Genomic DNA, 18333 nt, shown 5'->3' with positions numbered 1-18333 from the left:
TTATGAAAGAGGAGTTATTGGAATGAAGATATCAACCATTCTCTCCTCTTTGCCTTCACCATAATCCTGAGGTGGAAAATACTCAAAAAACATACGATCATCTGGTACACAGCCACTTTCTGGAAGCCATTTTGATAGCATATAATTCCATGCCAGTTGATACGCATCATCTTTTAATAAAAATCTTCCAACGGCATATTTCCCACCTTCTAGAATCATACTGCCATATTCACCTTCTGTTTCAACCCCTTCATGGGTAGACATGCAAGCACTGACTCTCAGCTGTTCTTCCATGGTCAGATCACCAAAATCGTGATAAACCGCATACCATTTTGAATCACTTTTTACATAATCCTTTAATTGGGCATAGGTATATAACTTGGTAAACAAACTTTTAAAAAGAGCGCTGTCTCCCTTATAAGGACCTGTGTGCCGAACATAAACCACATGGGTAGATGCCATGGTTTGGACAGATAATTCTATAGGTATAGTATACTTAATTTTTTCATCATATACTTTTCCATTCTTGCTAACATCTGCTTCTTGTATCTTATTACCATTTTGACCGTCATCAAGGCGTCTGAATTCTGATGCACTCTTTCCAAACTTTCCTTTGAAGGCTTTAGCAAAAGATGCTTGATTAGCAAAACCAAGGGATAAGGCAATATCTTGAATAGACCTTTCCTTATTACCTAATAGAAGAAATACAGCTTTTTCAAGACGTAGTCTTTTAATATAGGCATAGAGACTCTCTCCCGTTATCTGACGATAAATCCGTTGAAAGTGAAAGGGCGAAAAGGAAGCTATTGCTGCAAGTTGTTCAACAGTTAATGCTTCTGCCAAATGCTTTTCAATATAGTCTTGTGCCAGATTAATCTTATTCATGTAAACCTGTCTCGATGTATTCAGTACATAACGCATCCTATCTACTCCTTAACAATTATACTTTCTATTCCGTTTATGTGCTATTGCATTCATTATACCATAAGGAAAATAGTATGACCCTTGCACTTATGAAAATGCTACTATGTTATATGGCTAAATTATGAAAACTTTCTTCATAAGAAAAAAAGGCATCTCACCCTAGATTCTTCTTTGGGTAAGACTGCCTTTTGCTCTATCATACCATAGGCTATGCTGCTATGGTTGTATGATACTGTCTAATAGTAGGATGTCCATTAGATTACTCCACAATGAATGTGTAAGGTTTAAACTGTAACTCATCTAACGTGTTATAAGCTTCGTTAATGTTGATGGTATCCGCTAAGGTTAATGAATATCTAAACTCATTAAACCCTGCCAGATTGAGATTAAAATTCGTTTCCCAAGTATTGTTCATGATCCAAGAATAAACGGGACGCTGATTATTTGCCTCTTGATTATCACATAATTGGATGGCATGATGCTTCATGTCACCCATATAAATCATCAAGGTATCAGGTGTTGAAATCAGTACACTGCCTGCCTTGGATGTGTAGACCAAGCCTGTATCTGTACCATAATATTCCATACATGTTCCAGGTATCTGGTCAACACCAGGTCTAAAAGCTTCTGTTCCTTTTTTAATATAAACCTGCTTATCATCCAGTTCTAAAGATAATGGCATATAGACACTTTCAATGTCCGTGGAGATGGTCTTCCCTAATTGAAGTTTAAAGTCAATCTTAGGTATGTCATTAAAAAACTTCACAAACACACAGCAATGGATTGTCCCTGGCAGATCATATACAAATTTAATTGTTGTAAACACATCTCCTCTTTCTACAACACTAATTTCTTGCATCACACCGGCATGACACTGGGCATGTTTACCACGAATATTCCGCCCTAGTATCTGCCTTTCCATAAAAGGACTGCCTGTGGGGTTATCGTCAGATACTCTGGCAGGGGTGCATTCATAAATAGGGGTGAAAAAGGGTATGGTATTCTCCACAAGCATATCTTTTCCTGTCTGCTTATTGATAAAACCAGTAATACCTTTTTCATGATCATAGGTCAACTTAAACCACTGGTTTTCGAACCCATAAGGTAATGTATAGCTGATAGAATCGTAGTCATTCACAATATCTCTAACCCGTTCTGACCCAATATAAGCTCTCCTTGTGTTGATGGTTTCTGAAGGCTCAGGCTTATAGGTATAACCGTATTCTTTTGTTTCATGAGCCGTGAATGTATCCATAAACGTAATCAGTACACCTCTTGGATGGGTTGATAATTGTGAGATTACCTCTTGTCCTGTGTCTGCATTGGTAACTTTTACATCCTTCATCAGCCCTGTTTCAATATAAAATTCAACAGGCATTTTACCGGACAGGTTTGTTGGATTAACCACTTTAATTTTACCCTCAACATGATAATAACGCATGATATCGCCCATGTCTTCCGCCACACGATTGAGTAAGAAGGATGCATACTCATGGGCTTTTGACCCATAGCTGTTTTTGCGAATCTCCAAATTGGATATCATGGTTTCGTATGGGTTGGATACGGTGGCTGAATGACCACAGGTATGTTCTGCATATAAGAGTATATTGTCTTGTGCTTTTCGCGCTTCCACAGGGTATTTTTGGCATATTTTTTTGTCTAGACGCTTGCATAGATGGTAATTTCTAACGGCATCTTTATAGTGCTTTACAAGATACGGGGCCGCATTAGCACCATTTGCCCACCAATCGGTTAAATCACCACGATAAACAGGAGCATCTGCAATTTTATCTTTAATTAAAGCATATAATTCTTGTAAACTGACCATTTGTAAACGAACGCCATCCGGATACTGTTGGTTGTATTGATCAATGATGTGTATGATTTCAAGGTCTGGAGGGGCATTATCCGTGAATGCTCCTGAAACAGAGGCAACAATGAAGTCATAATCGTAGCCATTATCCTCACATTCTGTTACATACTTCTCAAGATTTGTATAGACCATATCCACAGGTTTTGAGAAATCTGTTTTTTCTCCTTGATAGAGGTTAGCCATATAGGTGTTCATTTGATTAGGTTTTATACCTAAAACATTACCTAAATTATAATGTTCCCCACTCCAAACCAACAGACTTTTGCCTTCTTCATTTTCCCAACGAAATGGGATTTGATTTTGATAGAGTGGGTACATGCCGTGATGACAATGGGTATTGGTATAGAAAAATTCAATACCGTGGTTAATCAGCGCATCCCTATGACCCATGGAAATACCGTTCACATCTGCAATCATAGCCGTTCTAGGCGTTGTACCTTCTTGTTTAAACATGGCAACCATCTCATCTAAACGTTCATTAATCACTTGGGTATCCACTAAATCATTGAAATTCAAATAGGTAGCAGATAAACCAATTTTATCTTCTTTCACCCATTGGAAAAAGGCCTTCTTTTGCTCTTCTGTGGCTCTCTTTAAAAAGACTTCTACACAAAAATAGGTTTCACAATTCCAACGAAAGCCTTCGTTTTCACGTTGTTTCATCATCTCCAAAACCGTGTTCAAGTAATTTGCTTGCACATCAATAATACGCTCTTGCAAATCCGTGTAGCCAATGTCTGTGTGACTATGATGGACAACGTACATGGTCTTAATGGTGTGTTTCATGATGTGTAACCTCCTTATATCTTCAATAATTAACGTCTATAAAATGCCATATGTGGCAAAGGCATCTGTTGCTGTCATGCCATTTTCAATGGCTTGTCTGACCACTTTTTCGCCTCTTGCTTTTTCCAATGCTTTTGTAATGGTCTCTTCAATCAAGTCTTTGGGTATGACCAAGACACCGTCTATGTCACCAAAAATGAGATCACCTGGCTCAACCCAAACCTGTCCCACTTCAATAGGGCAGCGAAAATCAACCACCTTGGTCCTTACGGAAGAATCTTGTGCATAACCGCCACGGGAAAAAACAGGCCAATTTTGCTCCAAAACTTGTGGTGTATCCCGATGAAAACCATTGATGACTGCACCTGCTGCTTTTCGTGTTTTGGCAGTAGCTGTTAATATTTCACCCCAGTATGCACAACGCATATGTCCCCCTGAAGCGATATAAATTTCGTTTTCTTTCAGTTGGTCCAAGGCTTCTGTTAAATAGCCAAAAGGTTTGCCTTGCTCACCGTATACATCAATCATGAGAACCGGCATGGCATAGCCAACCACTTGCATATCCTTTTTCATTGGCTGCACTTCCTGAGGTAAAAATTGATGATACAACCCTTTGCTATCTAAAATATCCCCAACAACAGGTGTATACAGCTCTTGTTTAATCAGTTCAAACATCTCTTGGTCTGAATTCCATAATTGTGTCATATATGCTCTCCTTTTATCACAATCATTTTTAGGTACTTTTTATGGTACTTTATATACTCTTAATACCTTAACAAATTTTCTTTATAGCCTCCATCCACATACAGGGTGGCACCTGTCATATAAGAAGATGCTTCTGAAGCTAGAAAAATAGAAGGTCCTATCATTTCGTCGCATGTTCCTGGGCGCTGCAAAGGTATCCACCGATCAAAATCCATCTGTTCTATTAAATCTTCATTCATACTGGTGGCTATAGCACCAGGTGCTAGATTGTTCACCCTTATACCTTCTTTTGCAAGTTCAAGGGCGGCTACCTTTGTATACATGGCCAATGAAGCTTTGGACATGCAGTAAGATGAATTGCTTCTCACAGGTACCACATCATGGATAGACGTCACATTAATAATGGACCCACTGGATGATTTTCTTAGTAAGGGTAACAGGGCTTGTACTAAAAAATAGGGGGATTTGCAGTTGACTTGATAAATGCTGTCCAGATAGTCATGATCCCCTTCTTCAATACTCTTATAATACTCCATTCCAGCATTATTAATCAAAATATCCACTTTCGTTTCAATGGCTTTCACATCATCGACTAGCTTTTGATAGCCTTCTTTCGTGGATAAGTCACCATAACTATAGGCATAACCATGCTGTTCAGCCTCTTGTCGTGTGAAGGCTTCCTGAGACCCATGTATCCATACCTTGGCCCCTGCATCTTTTAAGCCTTTCGCTATGGCAGCACCGATTCCTTTTGTACCACCGGTTACAACAGCCACTTTTCCTGTGAGATCAAACAAGTTATTCATGGACAGCCTCCTCATCTAAACCCTTTAACCCACTTCTAAGTGGACCTGAAAGGATGTTACAGCCATCTTTTAAGATGACAACATTATCTTCTATACGTATGCCACCGCCAATGGCGTCACCATAGATACCCGGTTCAATGGTGATAACCATACCTTCTTTTAGCACCTGATGATTATCAGGTCCAATAACAGGTGTATAATCATGATAACGAAAACCCACACCATGACCTAAAGCATGGGTAAAATTGGCTTCATAACCCGCTTCTTTGATCACATTCATTGCTTCATCATAAATCTCTGAACAAGCAACACCTGCTCTTAGCTTAGCAATGGCTTGCATTTGGGCTTTTTTTATGATCTGGTACATAGCCTCTGCTTGCTGGGTTGGGGTTCCAACATAACCTGTTCGTGTGATATCGCACCAATACCCATTGACACATACAGCGAGTTCCAGCAAGACAAAATCACCCTCTTGTAAGACATTGCCAGTAGCCATGTTATAACGGCCTGACATGGTTGTATGCTGTCCTGCTTGAACTTGTGCAAACCCAGAAGCCATAAACACATCGTCACGGTTACCTTCTAGGGTAATGGCATATTCAATACAGGCTTTTATAGAAATCTCTGTTTGACCTGCCTTCAACTGACCATAAAAAGCATCTATACCTTTTTGGGTAACCTCAAAAACTTTTTTAATGTGTTCAATGTCCCTTTTGGTTTTATAGGCAAATATCTGCTGGATGCTATGGGATATATCTACATAACCTGCTTTTGATAGGGATTCTAATCCCTCTAACCACTCATTAGTAAACGGTAAACCTTCTGCTACAGTACCTGTTATAGAAACTTGTGATGCATCTTTAACCAGTCCAACAGGCAAAGTATGATTACCATATTGATTAAAATCAGCTTTTATGGTATTCATGAAAGCACCCATGGCATCTGTACCCATCTGGAAGTTTATCTTTTTAATGTCCGGTTGTTCATCCAGAATACGATCCAGAGGCTCATATTCGGATACATAGAGAATCGGTCCATGATTCCTATAGAAAACAGCCATACCTAAACCCATATGAGGGTGATACCCCATTGACATAACCAGTGCTTCTGGCCGATAGAGGACCAAAGCAGATAAATTGTGTTCTTCTAAATAATCATGGATGATTTTCACCCGTTCTTTATGCATCCTTATCACCTTCCTTTAACGGATTACCTTGAATACTATGCATGGCTGCACGCATATAGCCTAATGCAAATGCCATGCCTGCATGCCACGGTGCGTCACAATGTATTTCAGGTGTATGGTCTGGAATGAATACACCGTCAAAATCGTATTGATGAAAGATTTTCAGCGCTTTTAACATATCAATATCCCCTTCATCAACGAATACTTCTCGATAATCAGGGACTTTTCCTTTGACATTTCTAAAATGCACATAGCTGATGCGACCTTGTGATGCGTATTGTTCAATAGCTTCATAAATATTGGAGCCTTGCATTTCCTGAATGCTTCCCATGCAAAATTCAATGGTGTTAGCTGGGCTCCTATTTATATCCATTAACTTATCATACAGCTCTTGTTGATACACTAATCTTGGTGTTTTTCTAAGCATTGGCATGGGTGGGTCATCCGGGTGGAGTGCCAGTTCAACACCTGCTTCTTCTGCTACAGGCAGCATCTCATCTAAAAAGCGTTTTAGTCGGTCCCAAATCCCATCATAACTGATGTCTTCCATAAAACCTTTTTCAGCATCTGCATCATAGGTCATGTTCCATACCTGTCCATTTGGAATAGGTGCATCAAGGTTCAGCTGGTCTGCACAAAAGCAATTACTCATGGCTCCACCTCTTGCAGCAGCTGCTTTCATATGCCCCCATACACCAGCTAAGCTAAAATTATAACCAAAGGCTTTAAAGCCTGCTTTCCCTGTGTTTCGAATAATCTCTTTTAAGTATGCCATTTGTTCATCCCTTTTGGGACCATCTAATAAAACATCATACCAATCCGCTGGGGCAAAGTTCTCAATACCGTATACGGTTAAACCATAGTTTTCTGCTTCTTCTTTTATACGTAACATACTATCCAATGACCATATGGGGTCTTTTGTCTTCGATACGCCGTAATTGGTCTGATCATCTGTTGCCGTAACAATCTGATTTTTATAATAATCCGCTAAATGAATGATAAGATGGGTACAGCCACATTGTCTTGCAAATTGATAGTAATCTTTATTGAGCATGTGACGGTATAGCCCAAGTCCAAGTTTCATCATGTTCATGCCTCCTGTGTCATCGCCAAAGGGTCTCTATTTTTTTTTGCAGGCTATGATAAAATTCATTAGGTATCGGTATCTGAGCAAAACCTTTTAGGTGTGCATCTCTTCCTTCCGTAATCATAACGGTGGTATCCTGATCCATGGCAATATTATGCCAAACCATTTGGGGTACGTTATAGGTTATGCCTTGTTGCATCACTGTCAAATACCCTTTTTTCGTTTTTTCATCATAGGTTAGCAACACTGCTCTTCCTTTAACTAATGTAAATGTTTCATCTGTAAAGTCATGTTGATCAAGCATCTTAATGTTCTCAGGGTATTGGGATTCACATGTGTTGAGTTGTGCTAATTGCCATTCTTTGGTGAGAACAAGAGGCTTATAACCTTCTCCATCATGATACAATGCTTGTAATGCCATAGAATATCTCCTTTACATGGTTTATTCATTGTCTTTCTTATGGTTTCATGGTATCATTATAAAAAAAATACTGCAATTACTTTTATATGTCGTACAAAATTATAAATTCTATCCTTATTAATAAGCTAGTGACACCTATTGTAAGCTGCTTAAAAGGAGGCTAAACCATGGATCATCCTGTGAAATGGCAAGACAGTTATGTTGCATCAAAACACATTACCATATTGACTGGTGAACAACTTAAAATTCCAGGTGTGCGTGTATTTGGGAAGCAACATATGACCAGTGCTGTATCCCCTTTATCTACCCATTATCATGAAAACGCCTATGAATTTGTCCTGGTATCTGAAGGCTCTTTTACCTTCACAGTAGGGGACGAAACATATGACGTATCTGGTGGTGATGTGTTTCTGTCCTTTCCAAATGAACTCCATAGTACTGCCCAATCGCCATTATCCCTTGGGGGATTTTTTTGGATACAGTTGGATATATCTGTCATGGACAACTTTCTATTTTTGTCTGAAGAAGCAAGGGGGCATTTAATAGAGGCATTAAGCAGTATGACAGCTCATGTGATTAAAGCAGAAAATTCAGCATTAGTTAGCCTATGTAAAAAAACATTTAAACTGGCTTTGGAAAATGAAGCTTATGCGGCGGCCAGTCACTTCGTATATTTAATCTATGCTATCTTAGAGGCATCAAAAAAAATATCCTCAGTACGCACTGAAGATATTCAACAAGTAATTAACTATATACATGATCATGTAACCCATGACATATCCCTTTATGATTTGGCTCATTTAAGCAATCTATCCCTCTCTCATTTTAAGCAAAAATTTAAGAAGCAGATTGGGGTTTCCCCAAGGAACTACATCAATATACAAAAAATAGAACTTGCCAAAAAGCTCTTAAAAGAGGGAAAATCCAAAACAGAAACGGCTATGTTACTAGGCTTTAACACCAGCAGTTACTTTTCCTCTGTTTTTAAAAAATATACCACGAAGACACCATCTGAGTACACGAAGTGATTTTCTTCGTTATATGGTCTTGATATAGGATAGGGTATAATCACGATTACCCTTATCTTATATTTTCTTTGTTCCTTATAAGAATTAAGTATGTCATTCCTATTAATTGTTTAAATAAATGTCATGTCAGGCTCATGTCGATTCATTGTTTGGGTTACATTCTCAGGATAGCCTACAATGATTGGTGCTACGATATCATCCTCATGGCCAATACCTAATGTTTGTAACATTTCTGGTGATTCAATGGCTGTTGCAAAATTAATCCAGCAGGTACCTAAACCTAAAGAAGTGGCTGACAGCATAAAATAGCTGGCAGCAAGGGCACAGTTTACCTTTGTATTTTTTAACTTTTTATCCCCTACAATAAAAACAACAGCAGGTGCATGATAAAAAATATGATACTGCTCATTCAACAGCATTTTTTCATATTTCTTAGCATAATCATTGGGGTTTAATGCTATCCGATTCAGTATGGTGTTTTTTGCTTCGTCAGACATGGCTTTCATGAATGCCTGATCTCTTACAACAATAAATCGCCAAGGCTGTTCATTGCCTGAGCTTGGTGCATATGTACTCTCTTTGATGAGTTTTATGATCAGTTCCTTTGGTACCTCTTTGTCCTTATACTTTCTTACGGACCGTCTTTTTAAAATTAGCTCCTGATATTCCATACTAACGCCTCCTATCATGGCATGATGATAACGTCATAGCTCTTTTCCAATTACTGGTCACATACCATCTATTCTCTTAAGATTATTTTACAATATTATGTTAGAATAATCAAAAAAAGCTCTCTTGCATGGCTGATTCTATTATAAAAGGAGCTATACATAAAAGCATAAGTTAAGCTTTTATGTATAGCCCCTTAGTGAGTTTGTTATGAGTTATTCAGCATCTATCTGAACAGTCAGTTCTTCTTTTAATACATAGTCCTTACCACAGATGGTTATAGCTATCTCTGGGTCCTTCATGGTCACATTCACCACTTTCACTTCCTGATGGGTAACCGTTATGTCAAGGCGGTTACCTTTCCAGTATATAGGATAAACCAATCGATCCCAATGCTTAGGCAGTCTTGGATGAATCAATAGACGTCCACCGAGCATGCGCATACCGCCAAATCCACTGATCATGGATTGCCAAAGTCCTCCTTGGGCAGCCATATGAATACCATGGTCGCTGGTTTGCATGTTGGTTCCCATGTCAATTTCAGTGGCTTTCCTAAACAACGTATAAGCCATCTCTGGATGATTCAAATCATTAGCTAAAATGGCATGAATGGCTAAGCTAAGGGATGAATCATGAAGTGTTAAAGGCTCATAATAATCAAAATTAATCTGCTTTAAAGCTTGGTCAAAACGATCTTCTAATAAATAGAAAAGCATCATGACATCCGCTTGTTTGGAGACTTTCATTTGATTTACCTGCTTGAGTGTGTAATCCTTAAACAACGAACCAACGTTATCCTGCGCTTTGTATTTGGTTAAATCAATTTCCTTTAAGCCAAGATAGGTGTCATTCTGTGGTATAATGTTATCCTCGTTTGGTTGAGGAAGATATACCTTGTCCAATCGATCCTTCCAACGTTGATAGGTAGCTTCTAAATCAAGTTTTTTATTTAATTTCTTAAATAAATCCATGTTATTGGCTTTTACAGTGTCATAGTATTCAATAGCCAGCTCCATATTCCAGTGAGCCAGATAATTGGTGAACGCATTATTATCAATGTGTTCTTTGTATTCATCAGGACCAACCACATCGTTGATATGATACACCTGAGCGTCATTGTTCCATTCCAGCCTAGAAGCCCAAAACTTAGCTGTGTCAAAAATCAGTTCATAACCATACCTATCCATAAAATCTTGGTCTTGTGTGACTTGGTAATACTGCCAAGTAGCGTATGCAATATCCGCTGTAATGTGCTGTTCAATAAAGCCCGACCATATTTTGACCATTTCACCACTGATAGGGTCTTGTCCTCCCCACTCTGGGGTTACTTCACCGTCATCTAACCACGCGGACTCCCATGGAAATTGAGCACCTTCATAACCATTGGCCTTAGCTTTGTCATGGGCTCCTTTAAGGGACAGATAGCGATATTCTAATAGCGACCTTGCCACATCTTGATTGGAGAAGGTAAAAAATGGCAGGACAAATATTTCTGTGTCCCAAAAGTAATGCCCTTTATAACCTGGTCCAGATAAGCCTTTTGCTGCAATGTTCATCCGATTATCATGCCTGGGCGTCATGCTGTTAATATGGTAGATAGCAAAACGAACCGCCAGTGAATCATAATCCGCATTCCCTTGAATATCAATGCTATAGCGATCCCAGATATGCTTCTCCCAATAGTGGGCACTTTCATTCAGTATGCCTCTATATCCCTTGGCTGCTTCTTCCTTTAAGTATGTCATGGATGCTTTCTTAAGGTCATCCAATTGATAATCAGGCTTATCCCATTCTTGATCTCTTGACGTATGAATAGACGATACTTTTTCTAAGGTTAAGTCTTGGCCTTTTTCTAAGGTTAAGGTATAATGGCATCCAATGCTTCGAACGCCAGATGCCATGACCTGACCTGGCATAAAGGGGGCATGGTCTTTGTAAAAAGTATGGGTCGTATTCACCACAAAATCAATACCTGATTGGGTTGTTGTTTCAACCAGCTGAAGTAACTTGTGTTCATAAAAGCGTACGGACTCAATGGTGTAGTGTTGTGCGCCTTCGTTGGTTACCTTGCCATCAATACTGGAGTATAAGCTAATCTGTAAATCCTTATTCAGTGCTTTCATGGATACAGATTGGGCAATGGTATGTAATTGCTTCATGGAAACAACCCGTCTAAACTTAAAAGCAACTTCGTCACCTTTTGGTGACACCCATATGATATCTCTGGACAACTCGCCCTGCTTTAGATTCATTCGCCTAGAATAGTGCCGTATTTCCCCTTCTGTTAAAGTAAAATCTTCCCCATTAATGGTTATGGCCATATTAAGCACATCCGCTACATTAGGCAACTCCGTTACTTCATATTTAGAAGCCTTATTAAACGTTCCTGCCACAAAACAATTTCTGGTTTCTTTTATATAGGATTCTTCTGTTGCGGAGCGCACACCCATATAGCCATTAGCAAGACACATAATGGACTCGCATTTACCTAAGGTATTTTTATTAAATGCAGTTTCTTCAAGAATCCAGTTTTTCCATTCTCCTGTTCCATAGTTGTAATTGATCATGTTCTCTACCTCACTCATCGATTAAATTCAATTGTTTCATATATTATTTTCCACCTGTAAATGTTACACCTTCAATAAAGTAGCGTTGTGCAATAAAGAATAGAATGATACAAGGTATAATAATCACGATATCCGCAGCCATTAACAGATTCAGTTTTGTGGCATACTGGTTCTGAAAGGACATTAAGCCCAAAGCCAAGGTTTTATACTTATCACTGTTAATGTAAATGAGCGGATCAAAGAAGTCATTCCATTTACCCATGAATTCAAATATTGCAACGGATATAAGTGCAGGCTTGGACAGTGGCATGTAGATTTTATACCATATCTGAAAGGCATTACAGCCATCCATTCGAGCCGCTTCACTTAAGTTATTAGGTAATCGCATGTAAAACTGCCTTAATAAAAAGACAAAAAAAGCATTGGCAAAAAAAGATTGGATAAAGAGGGGATACAGTGTATCAATCCACCCAATATTCCTAAAAAATATAAACAATGGTACAATCCTAACCTGCCCAGGAAGCATCATGGTCGCCAGCATTATCACAAAGAGTATACTGGAACCTGGTGCTTTTATTTTAGCAAAGCCATAGGCTACCAACGAGCAGGATATAATGGCTCCTATAATACTTAGTACGGTTACCAAGACGGTATTTTTTAAATAAGTTAAAAAAGGAAACGTGTTGATTGCTTCAACATAATTGGACCATTGAGGGTCTTTAAAGAAAATATTAATGCCGGGTCGATAGATATCATTCATACTTTTCAAAGACGTTGACACCATCCAAATAAATGGAAAGAGGAACAACATTGCCCCTAAGCTAAGTAACACATAAGCCATGATTCGTCTTCTTTTATCAGCCTTCTTTTTTGACATACTACGCATCCTTTTTCACCTTCTTTCTCTTCTTATCCTTCATTAACTCTGACTCATAGAATACCCATAAGGATGAAGATTTTAATACCAGTAAGGTAATGGCTAGAATAATGAAAAACAATATCCATGATAAGGCTGCCGCATAACCCATATTAAAATACTCAAAAGCATTCTTATAAATATGGAGCACAAAGAACATAGAAGCTCCATTAGGTCCACCTTCTGTCATCACATAGGCTTGTGTAAATGTTTGAAGTGAACCAATAATACCCATGATTAAATTAAAGAACAAAATAGGTGTCATCATAGGAATCGTAATATTTTTAAACTTATGAAAAGTGGTAGCACCATCAATCTCTGCTGCTTCATAGAGTGATCGTGGTATGTCCTGCAGTCCTGCAAGGTAGATAATCATACTGCCACCTATACCCCACAAGCTCATGATGACTAATGCCGGCATGACCGTCTGTTCATTATTCAGCCAATCAGGTCCTGAAATACCAAATAGCAATAGGAAGCGATTAATCAAACCAAAATTACCATTAAAAATCCACATCCATAACACGCTGACAGCAACCCCTGCAACAAGGGTTGGCAGATAGTATATGGTTCTAAATATAGCGATGCCTTTCACTTTTTGATTCATGAGCATAGCCACTAAAAAGCCTAATACCAGCTGTAAGGGAATACTAATGATGGCATAATAGAACGTAACACCTAGTGATCCATAGAATATTTTATCGTTAAAAAAGGCTTGTTGATAATTGTCCAGGCCGATGAACACTTTTTCGCCAATGAGGTCCCATTCAAAAAAAGATATATATAAGGAATAGCTCATGGTTCCCAATGTAAAGATAATAAATCCAAATAGCCAAGGTGCAATAAATGCATAAAAATCTTTTGTTTCTTTTGCAATAACACCAAACCTTCTCAACAACATAAGCACCATAAAGTACAAAAGGACAGCTGCTGCAAAAACCGAAACAGGTGCTAAAAATTTGGCTATACCTTCACCTACATACATCGTTAAAAAATCGAAAATCTGTTCAATAATGGGATTCATCGTGGCTACTCCTTCTTATGACATTTAGATTGATCAAGGCAATCTATTACCCTATTCTTTTCATTACTTCTTAAAAACATACCTCCACTTAAGCTCAGACCCGCTAAACACACTATTTAGGGGTCTGATTAAGGTCATGAACTAATTTAGAATGGCATCCATTTCTTTTTTTACTTCTTCCAAAACAGTCGCTACATCCTCTTTTCCTGAGTTACCCAGTTCTGTTCGATCAAATAACGCTTTATAGAATGTCCCATATACCTCTGGTTCTGTAATCATAGGTTGTGGCACTTCATAAGTCATGGCTTCAAAAAATGCTTCTAAGTTTTTATCGGGCATTCTATTGACAAAGACTTCTTTTGCATCGTTGGTAACAGGTAAGTTAGCACCATTGGCAACAACACGCTGTGCTTCTGCACTGGTGGAAACAAATGTCACAAAGGCTTCTGCTGCTGCTTTGTTTTTTGTTTTACCGGAAAGAGCAATACCAACGATTTCCATTTCACCACCTTGACCAGCTGGTGATGTAATATCCCAATTAAGTGATGTTACTTCTTCTAACAAAGGTAAGAAATATGGACCAAAATCCCCTTTAAATCCTACATATCCACCTAAGAACATATCCATCATATTCACACCACTAGACTCTGCAGGTGATGGTGCAAAACCATGTACTTTATATGCATCAATGCAATACTGAACCGCATCAATCACTTCTTTTGAATTTGCTAAAGACGTTTTTCCATCTTCTGTGAAAAGTCGACCACCATGTTGATAAATAACTTGTCCTGCCCATAAGGGGTCGGAACCATAAATCTTAAGACCGTCACGGTCAGGTAGTTTGGACACATCTGTTGCTAGCGTTACAAATTCATCTAATGACACATCTCCTACTGGTATATCAACACCTGCTTCTTGTAGTAAGTCCATATTATAAGCCATCACTTTGGTATTGACACGTTTTGGTAACGCATATTGAACACCATCTATACTTAAACCTTTGACCAATGTGTCTGAAATATACTTGGATGTATCTACATTATCCATTGTAATGGGTTGGAATGCCGCTTGGAATGTTGCAACATGACCTCCCCCAATTGCCATGACATCAGGTGTTGTGCCACCTGCAATCATGGTTTGCAGTTTTTGTTCGTAGTTGCCATCCACGTGAATATATTCTACTTCCACTTCTGGGTAAGCTTTTTTAAATGCTGCAATCATGTCTTCTTCCATTTTCTTTTCTTCAGCATTTCCCCATGCACTATAAACAATTTTTCCACTGATTGCTTCACTTGGTTGATCATCATTTGTATCTTCGTTTGTATCTTCGTTATCCACTTCATTAGTCGTACCGTTATCATTTGCTTCTTGATTCGTATCTGCTGAACCATCTTCTTTCTTTGGTTCACTGCTGCATGCTGCTAGTAAAAATACCACCAACAATAATGAAAATAACCTTTTGCCGCCATTTATAAGTTTCATAGCTACCTCCACAGAATTAATATTTTTTGATAAACCCATTATATTCCGAAACGCTTCGGTTGTCAAATAGTTTTTAAAAAATGGTATATTTTTATAATTTGTTGTGCATATTCACGCATAAGAAAGGGAAACTTATGGTCACATTTTAGAATACAATGGCTTTATATGCCATATATAATTCGAAACGCTTCGGAAAATAGATACGGAAATGCATTATGCCATCCTCAACATTTTAAGTGGATTCTCGATCAATGATCTCACATGGTACAACCTGGGTGTATGGCACCTCATTGTGTTGTATGATGTCCAAAATCAATTGAGCGGCTACATAGCCCTTTTTATAGTAATCCTGCTTTACGGTGGAAAGAGGTGGATTCGCAAATTCACTGATGACAATATCATCAAAACCAATAACTTTAATATCTTCTGGAATGCTTTTTCCTGCATGCTGTATGGCTTTCATGCAAGCTATTGCCATGGCGTCACTATGACAGAAGATACCATCTATTTCAGAATGGTTGGCTATTAATGCTAAGGTTTTATCATAGGCTGTTTGATAATTAAACATGGCATTCACCACATAATCGGGATTATACGTTATGCCTTGTTGGACAATGGCCATCTGATAGCCTGCCTTTCGTTCAATGGTCACGCTGGCATGATCATGACCACAGAGCATACCAATATGTTGACAGCCCTTTGTTATCAATAACTCAACGGCTTTTGCCGCATAGTAGGCATTGTTGATAATCACACAACCCTTATTCTCACCCTCAATAGGAATATCGTTCACAACCACAGGAAAATCTGACTTAATCAGTTCCAGATACCGTTCATCATCAAATGCCATCCCCATGACGATAACACCTGGAATATTCCTTTGCTTGCAGTAATCTGCATAAGGAATTTCAAAGTTATCCACCAAATGTAAGACTGGTTCCCAATCTCTATTGGTGAGACATTCATTCATACCTTTTAGAAAATTGACCAGCATGGTACCAGAAAACTTATTATTATCATTGATGCCTTTATGGAATAATGCTATTTGATTTGATTGTTGTGTTGCCAGTCTTTGGGCGGCAATGTTCTTCACATAACCCATGCGTTTAGCCGTTTCTAATACAAGCTTTTTTGTTTTATCACTCACATCATCTTTACCATTTAATGCTCTAGAAACCTGGGTCATGGAAATACCGCAGGCTTTTGCAATATCTTTTAAACCAACCATGTGTATACTCCTCTCTAACACTACTGCTTATGATAGTATTCTAAACTGAAGCGCTTAGGAAGTCAATAATGGATTGGTGATGGTCCCTATGAAATTAGACTCCTAGGGATATATAAAAAACAACCATATAGCGTTATCATAAAACACTTATTGCTTGCTACTCTCAATAAATTAGAGCATAACAAATTTAACATGTGTATAGGATAACGCTATATGGTTTTACTGTTTGTTCTCGTCAAGTGCATATGATGTGATGAACAGAGACTTCTATTATGATTAATGGTATTGCATTACATAACGAATGTATGAAATGAATGAGGTGCCAACAGGACAGTGTATACATCCTCTTTGTGTTTTATAGCTAGTTTCCTTGAATACTGAACATGATTGGCGACAATGACCACATGACTGCCATCTGGATTTTTGAAGGCTACTGCTGCTCCTGACCAGGGTCCTTCTACATCCAACCTTACAGCTCCTCTGTCTACAAATCTTGAAAAATGTTTCATCACATAAAACTCAGGATTATAAATAACTTGAGCTGTCTCTGGATTAATTGTAATTAAGGCGTTCTGTTTCCATCCCCAAGTACTGCTGCCACCGGGTTCTAGTACCATGTTCCAATAGGTATAACTGTTGACACCATTCCTTAAGTAATGGCGCATTAAGTTAAAGACGTAACGGGCATATACCCAACTGTTTTGCCCATCACCACATTCATTTTCTGTCTGCATGAGCTTAATATCTGGATAACTGTCACGGGTACGTTGAATGGCTTCACGTCCTGCCCACTGATACCCAATACCTTTAATGTATTTTTTAGCTTTTTCATCGAACATCACATGATCCACATAGTTGTCAAATAAATTGATTATGATTTGTCCAGGTCCAAATGACATTTGCTCAGGACCGTTAAGGGTGCCTAACCAAATCTCAGTGTCCATACCTTCTTTTGCAAACAGGGGTCCTAGGTATTCACCAATAAACCTGCGCATCTGCTCCCCTGACCATAAACAAGATGGAAATTTCTGATCTGCAAAAGGTTCATTTTGAACATGTATCTGCCCTATGGTCAAACCTTCCTCTGCATAAGCTTTGACAAATTTTAGGAAGTAAAGGGCATAAGCTTTTAACACTTTATCATCCATGATTAAACGGCCATGGTTATAGGCTTTGGGCTCCTTCATCCAAGTAGGGGGACTCCATGGTGAAGCAAACAGCTTCAAATGGTCTACATGCTTTTTTGCCTGCTGAATATAGGGAATTAAGTAGTCATAATCCCTGCTAATAGAAAACTGCTCCATGGCAAAGTCGTCATCATGCTCATTGTGGCTGTACCACTGAGCTGCATAGTCACTGGCACCGATGGGTAATCGGCAGAAGTTAAATCGACAGCCACTATCTTGGTCAAAAAGTTCCTTAATAACTGTTTGACGTACTTTTTCATCCACCTTTTGAAGCGCTATCCATCCAAGTTCATTAAAACACCCACCAAAGCCGTCCATGGTCTGACCCTGGTTATCTGTAATCCTAAGTGTCTGTATGTTCTCATCTGTTGATTGTGTGGCTTCTAATCGCTTTTCTTGCCATGGTTTATGTTCTGTTGTTTCTATCCATAATTTCTTCATGGG

General features: G+C 38.6%; 15 protein-coding genes. 1 reads left to right on the top strand and 14 read right to left on the bottom strand.

All coding sequences use genetic code 11. The features are described 5' to 3' along the window. The 7 genes from HZI73_RS07660 to HZI73_RS07630 form a co-directional block, all read right to left on the bottom strand. The gene (locus HZI73_RS07660; RefSeq protein WP_212697662.1) at positions 1-921 is read right to left on the bottom strand and encodes an AraC family transcriptional regulator; all 921 of its coding nucleotides are present in this window, start codon (positions 919-921) and stop codon (positions 1-3) included. A 262-nt stretch (positions 922-1183) separates the two neighbouring features. After that, positions 1184-3583 carry a glycoside hydrolase family 38 N-terminal domain-containing protein gene (locus tag HZI73_RS07655; RefSeq protein WP_212697661.1) on the bottom strand — a complete coding sequence of 800 codons (2400 nt, stop codon included), beginning with the start codon at positions 3581-3583 and terminating at the stop codon, positions 1184-1186. A 36-nt stretch (positions 3584-3619) separates the two neighbouring features. Then, positions 3620-4288: an RraA family protein gene (locus tag HZI73_RS07650; protein WP_212697660.1), complete on the bottom strand. Its 669-nt coding sequence runs from the start codon at positions 4286-4288 to the stop codon at positions 3620-3622. A gap of 59 nt (positions 4289-4347) precedes the next feature. Further along, complete coding sequence (locus tag HZI73_RS07645; RefSeq protein WP_212697659.1) at positions 4348-5094, bottom strand: SDR family NAD(P)-dependent oxidoreductase; 747 nt, start codon at positions 5092-5094, stop codon at positions 4348-4350. Continuing rightward, the gene (locus HZI73_RS07640; protein WP_212697658.1) at positions 5087-6280 is read right to left on the bottom strand and encodes a M24 family metallopeptidase; all 1194 of its coding nucleotides are present in this window, start codon (positions 6278-6280) and stop codon (positions 5087-5089) included. Before HZI73_RS07640 ends, HZI73_RS07645 begins: the two co-directional genes overlap by 8 nt. Continuing rightward, entirely contained in the window at positions 6273-7367 is a 1095-nt protein-coding gene (locus tag HZI73_RS07635) for a mannonate dehydratase (protein ID WP_246552392.1), read from the bottom strand. The genes HZI73_RS07640 and HZI73_RS07635 overlap by 8 nt, the downstream gene beginning before the upstream one ends. 16 nt (positions 7368-7383) lie before the next feature. After that, complete coding sequence (locus tag HZI73_RS07630) at positions 7384-7788, bottom strand: cupin domain-containing protein (RefSeq protein ID WP_212697657.1); 405 nt, start codon at positions 7786-7788, stop codon at positions 7384-7386. A gap of 167 nt (positions 7789-7955) precedes the next feature. Between HZI73_RS07630 and HZI73_RS07625 the strand changes: the two genes are divergently transcribed. Further along, positions 7956-8816 (top strand): AraC family transcriptional regulator, encoded by an 861-nt coding sequence (locus HZI73_RS07625; RefSeq protein WP_212697656.1) that lies wholly within the window; start codon positions 7956-7958, stop codon positions 8814-8816. A 110-nt stretch (positions 8817-8926) separates the two neighbouring features. Here HZI73_RS07625 and HZI73_RS07620 read toward each other — a convergent pair whose 3' ends face one another. The 7 genes from HZI73_RS07620 to HZI73_RS07590 all read right to left on the bottom strand — a co-directional run bounded on the left by HZI73_RS07620 (position 8927) and on the right by HZI73_RS07590 (position 18330). Beyond that, the gene (locus HZI73_RS07620; RefSeq protein ID WP_212697655.1) at positions 8927-9487 is read right to left on the bottom strand and encodes a nitroreductase; all 561 of its coding nucleotides are present in this window, start codon (positions 9485-9487) and stop codon (positions 8927-8929) included. A 213-nt stretch (positions 9488-9700) separates the two neighbouring features. Beyond that, complete coding sequence (locus HZI73_RS07615; RefSeq protein ID WP_212697654.1) at positions 9701-12070, bottom strand: glycoside hydrolase family 65 protein; 2370 nt, start codon at positions 12068-12070, stop codon at positions 9701-9703. Between the two features lie 25 nt (positions 12071-12095). Then, positions 12096-12929, bottom strand: a complete 834-nt coding sequence (locus HZI73_RS07610; RefSeq protein WP_212697653.1) for a carbohydrate ABC transporter permease — start codon at positions 12927-12929, stop codon at positions 12096-12098. 1 nt (position 12930) lies between these two features. Next, positions 12931-13992 (bottom strand): carbohydrate ABC transporter permease, encoded by a 1062-nt coding sequence (locus HZI73_RS07605; protein WP_246552390.1) that lies wholly within the window; start codon positions 13990-13992, stop codon positions 12931-12933. Positions 13993-14133: 141 nt separating this feature from the next. Continuing rightward, a complete protein-coding gene (locus tag HZI73_RS07600) occupies positions 14134-15474 on the bottom strand; it encodes an ABC transporter substrate-binding protein (RefSeq protein WP_212697652.1) in 1341 nt (446 codons plus the stop codon). Between the two features lie 232 nt (positions 15475-15706). After that, a complete protein-coding gene (locus HZI73_RS07595) occupies positions 15707-16702 on the bottom strand; it encodes a LacI family DNA-binding transcriptional regulator (RefSeq protein WP_212697651.1) in 996 nt (331 codons plus the stop codon). Positions 16703-16992: 290 nt separating this feature from the next. Continuing rightward, positions 16993-18330, bottom strand: coding sequence for a glycoside hydrolase family 30 protein (locus tag HZI73_RS07590; RefSeq protein ID WP_212697650.1), 1338 nt, complete (start codon positions 18328-18330; stop codon positions 16993-16995). Between the last annotated feature and the right edge of the window lie 3 nt (positions 18331-18333).

This window comes from Vallitalea pronyensis (assembly GCF_018141445.1).
GTDB lineage: Bacteria > Bacillota > Clostridia > Lachnospirales > Vallitaleaceae > Vallitalea > Vallitalea pronyensis.
Note: the sequence above shows the minus strand (reverse complement) of the source record. Positions and strands in the feature narration are given on the sequence as shown.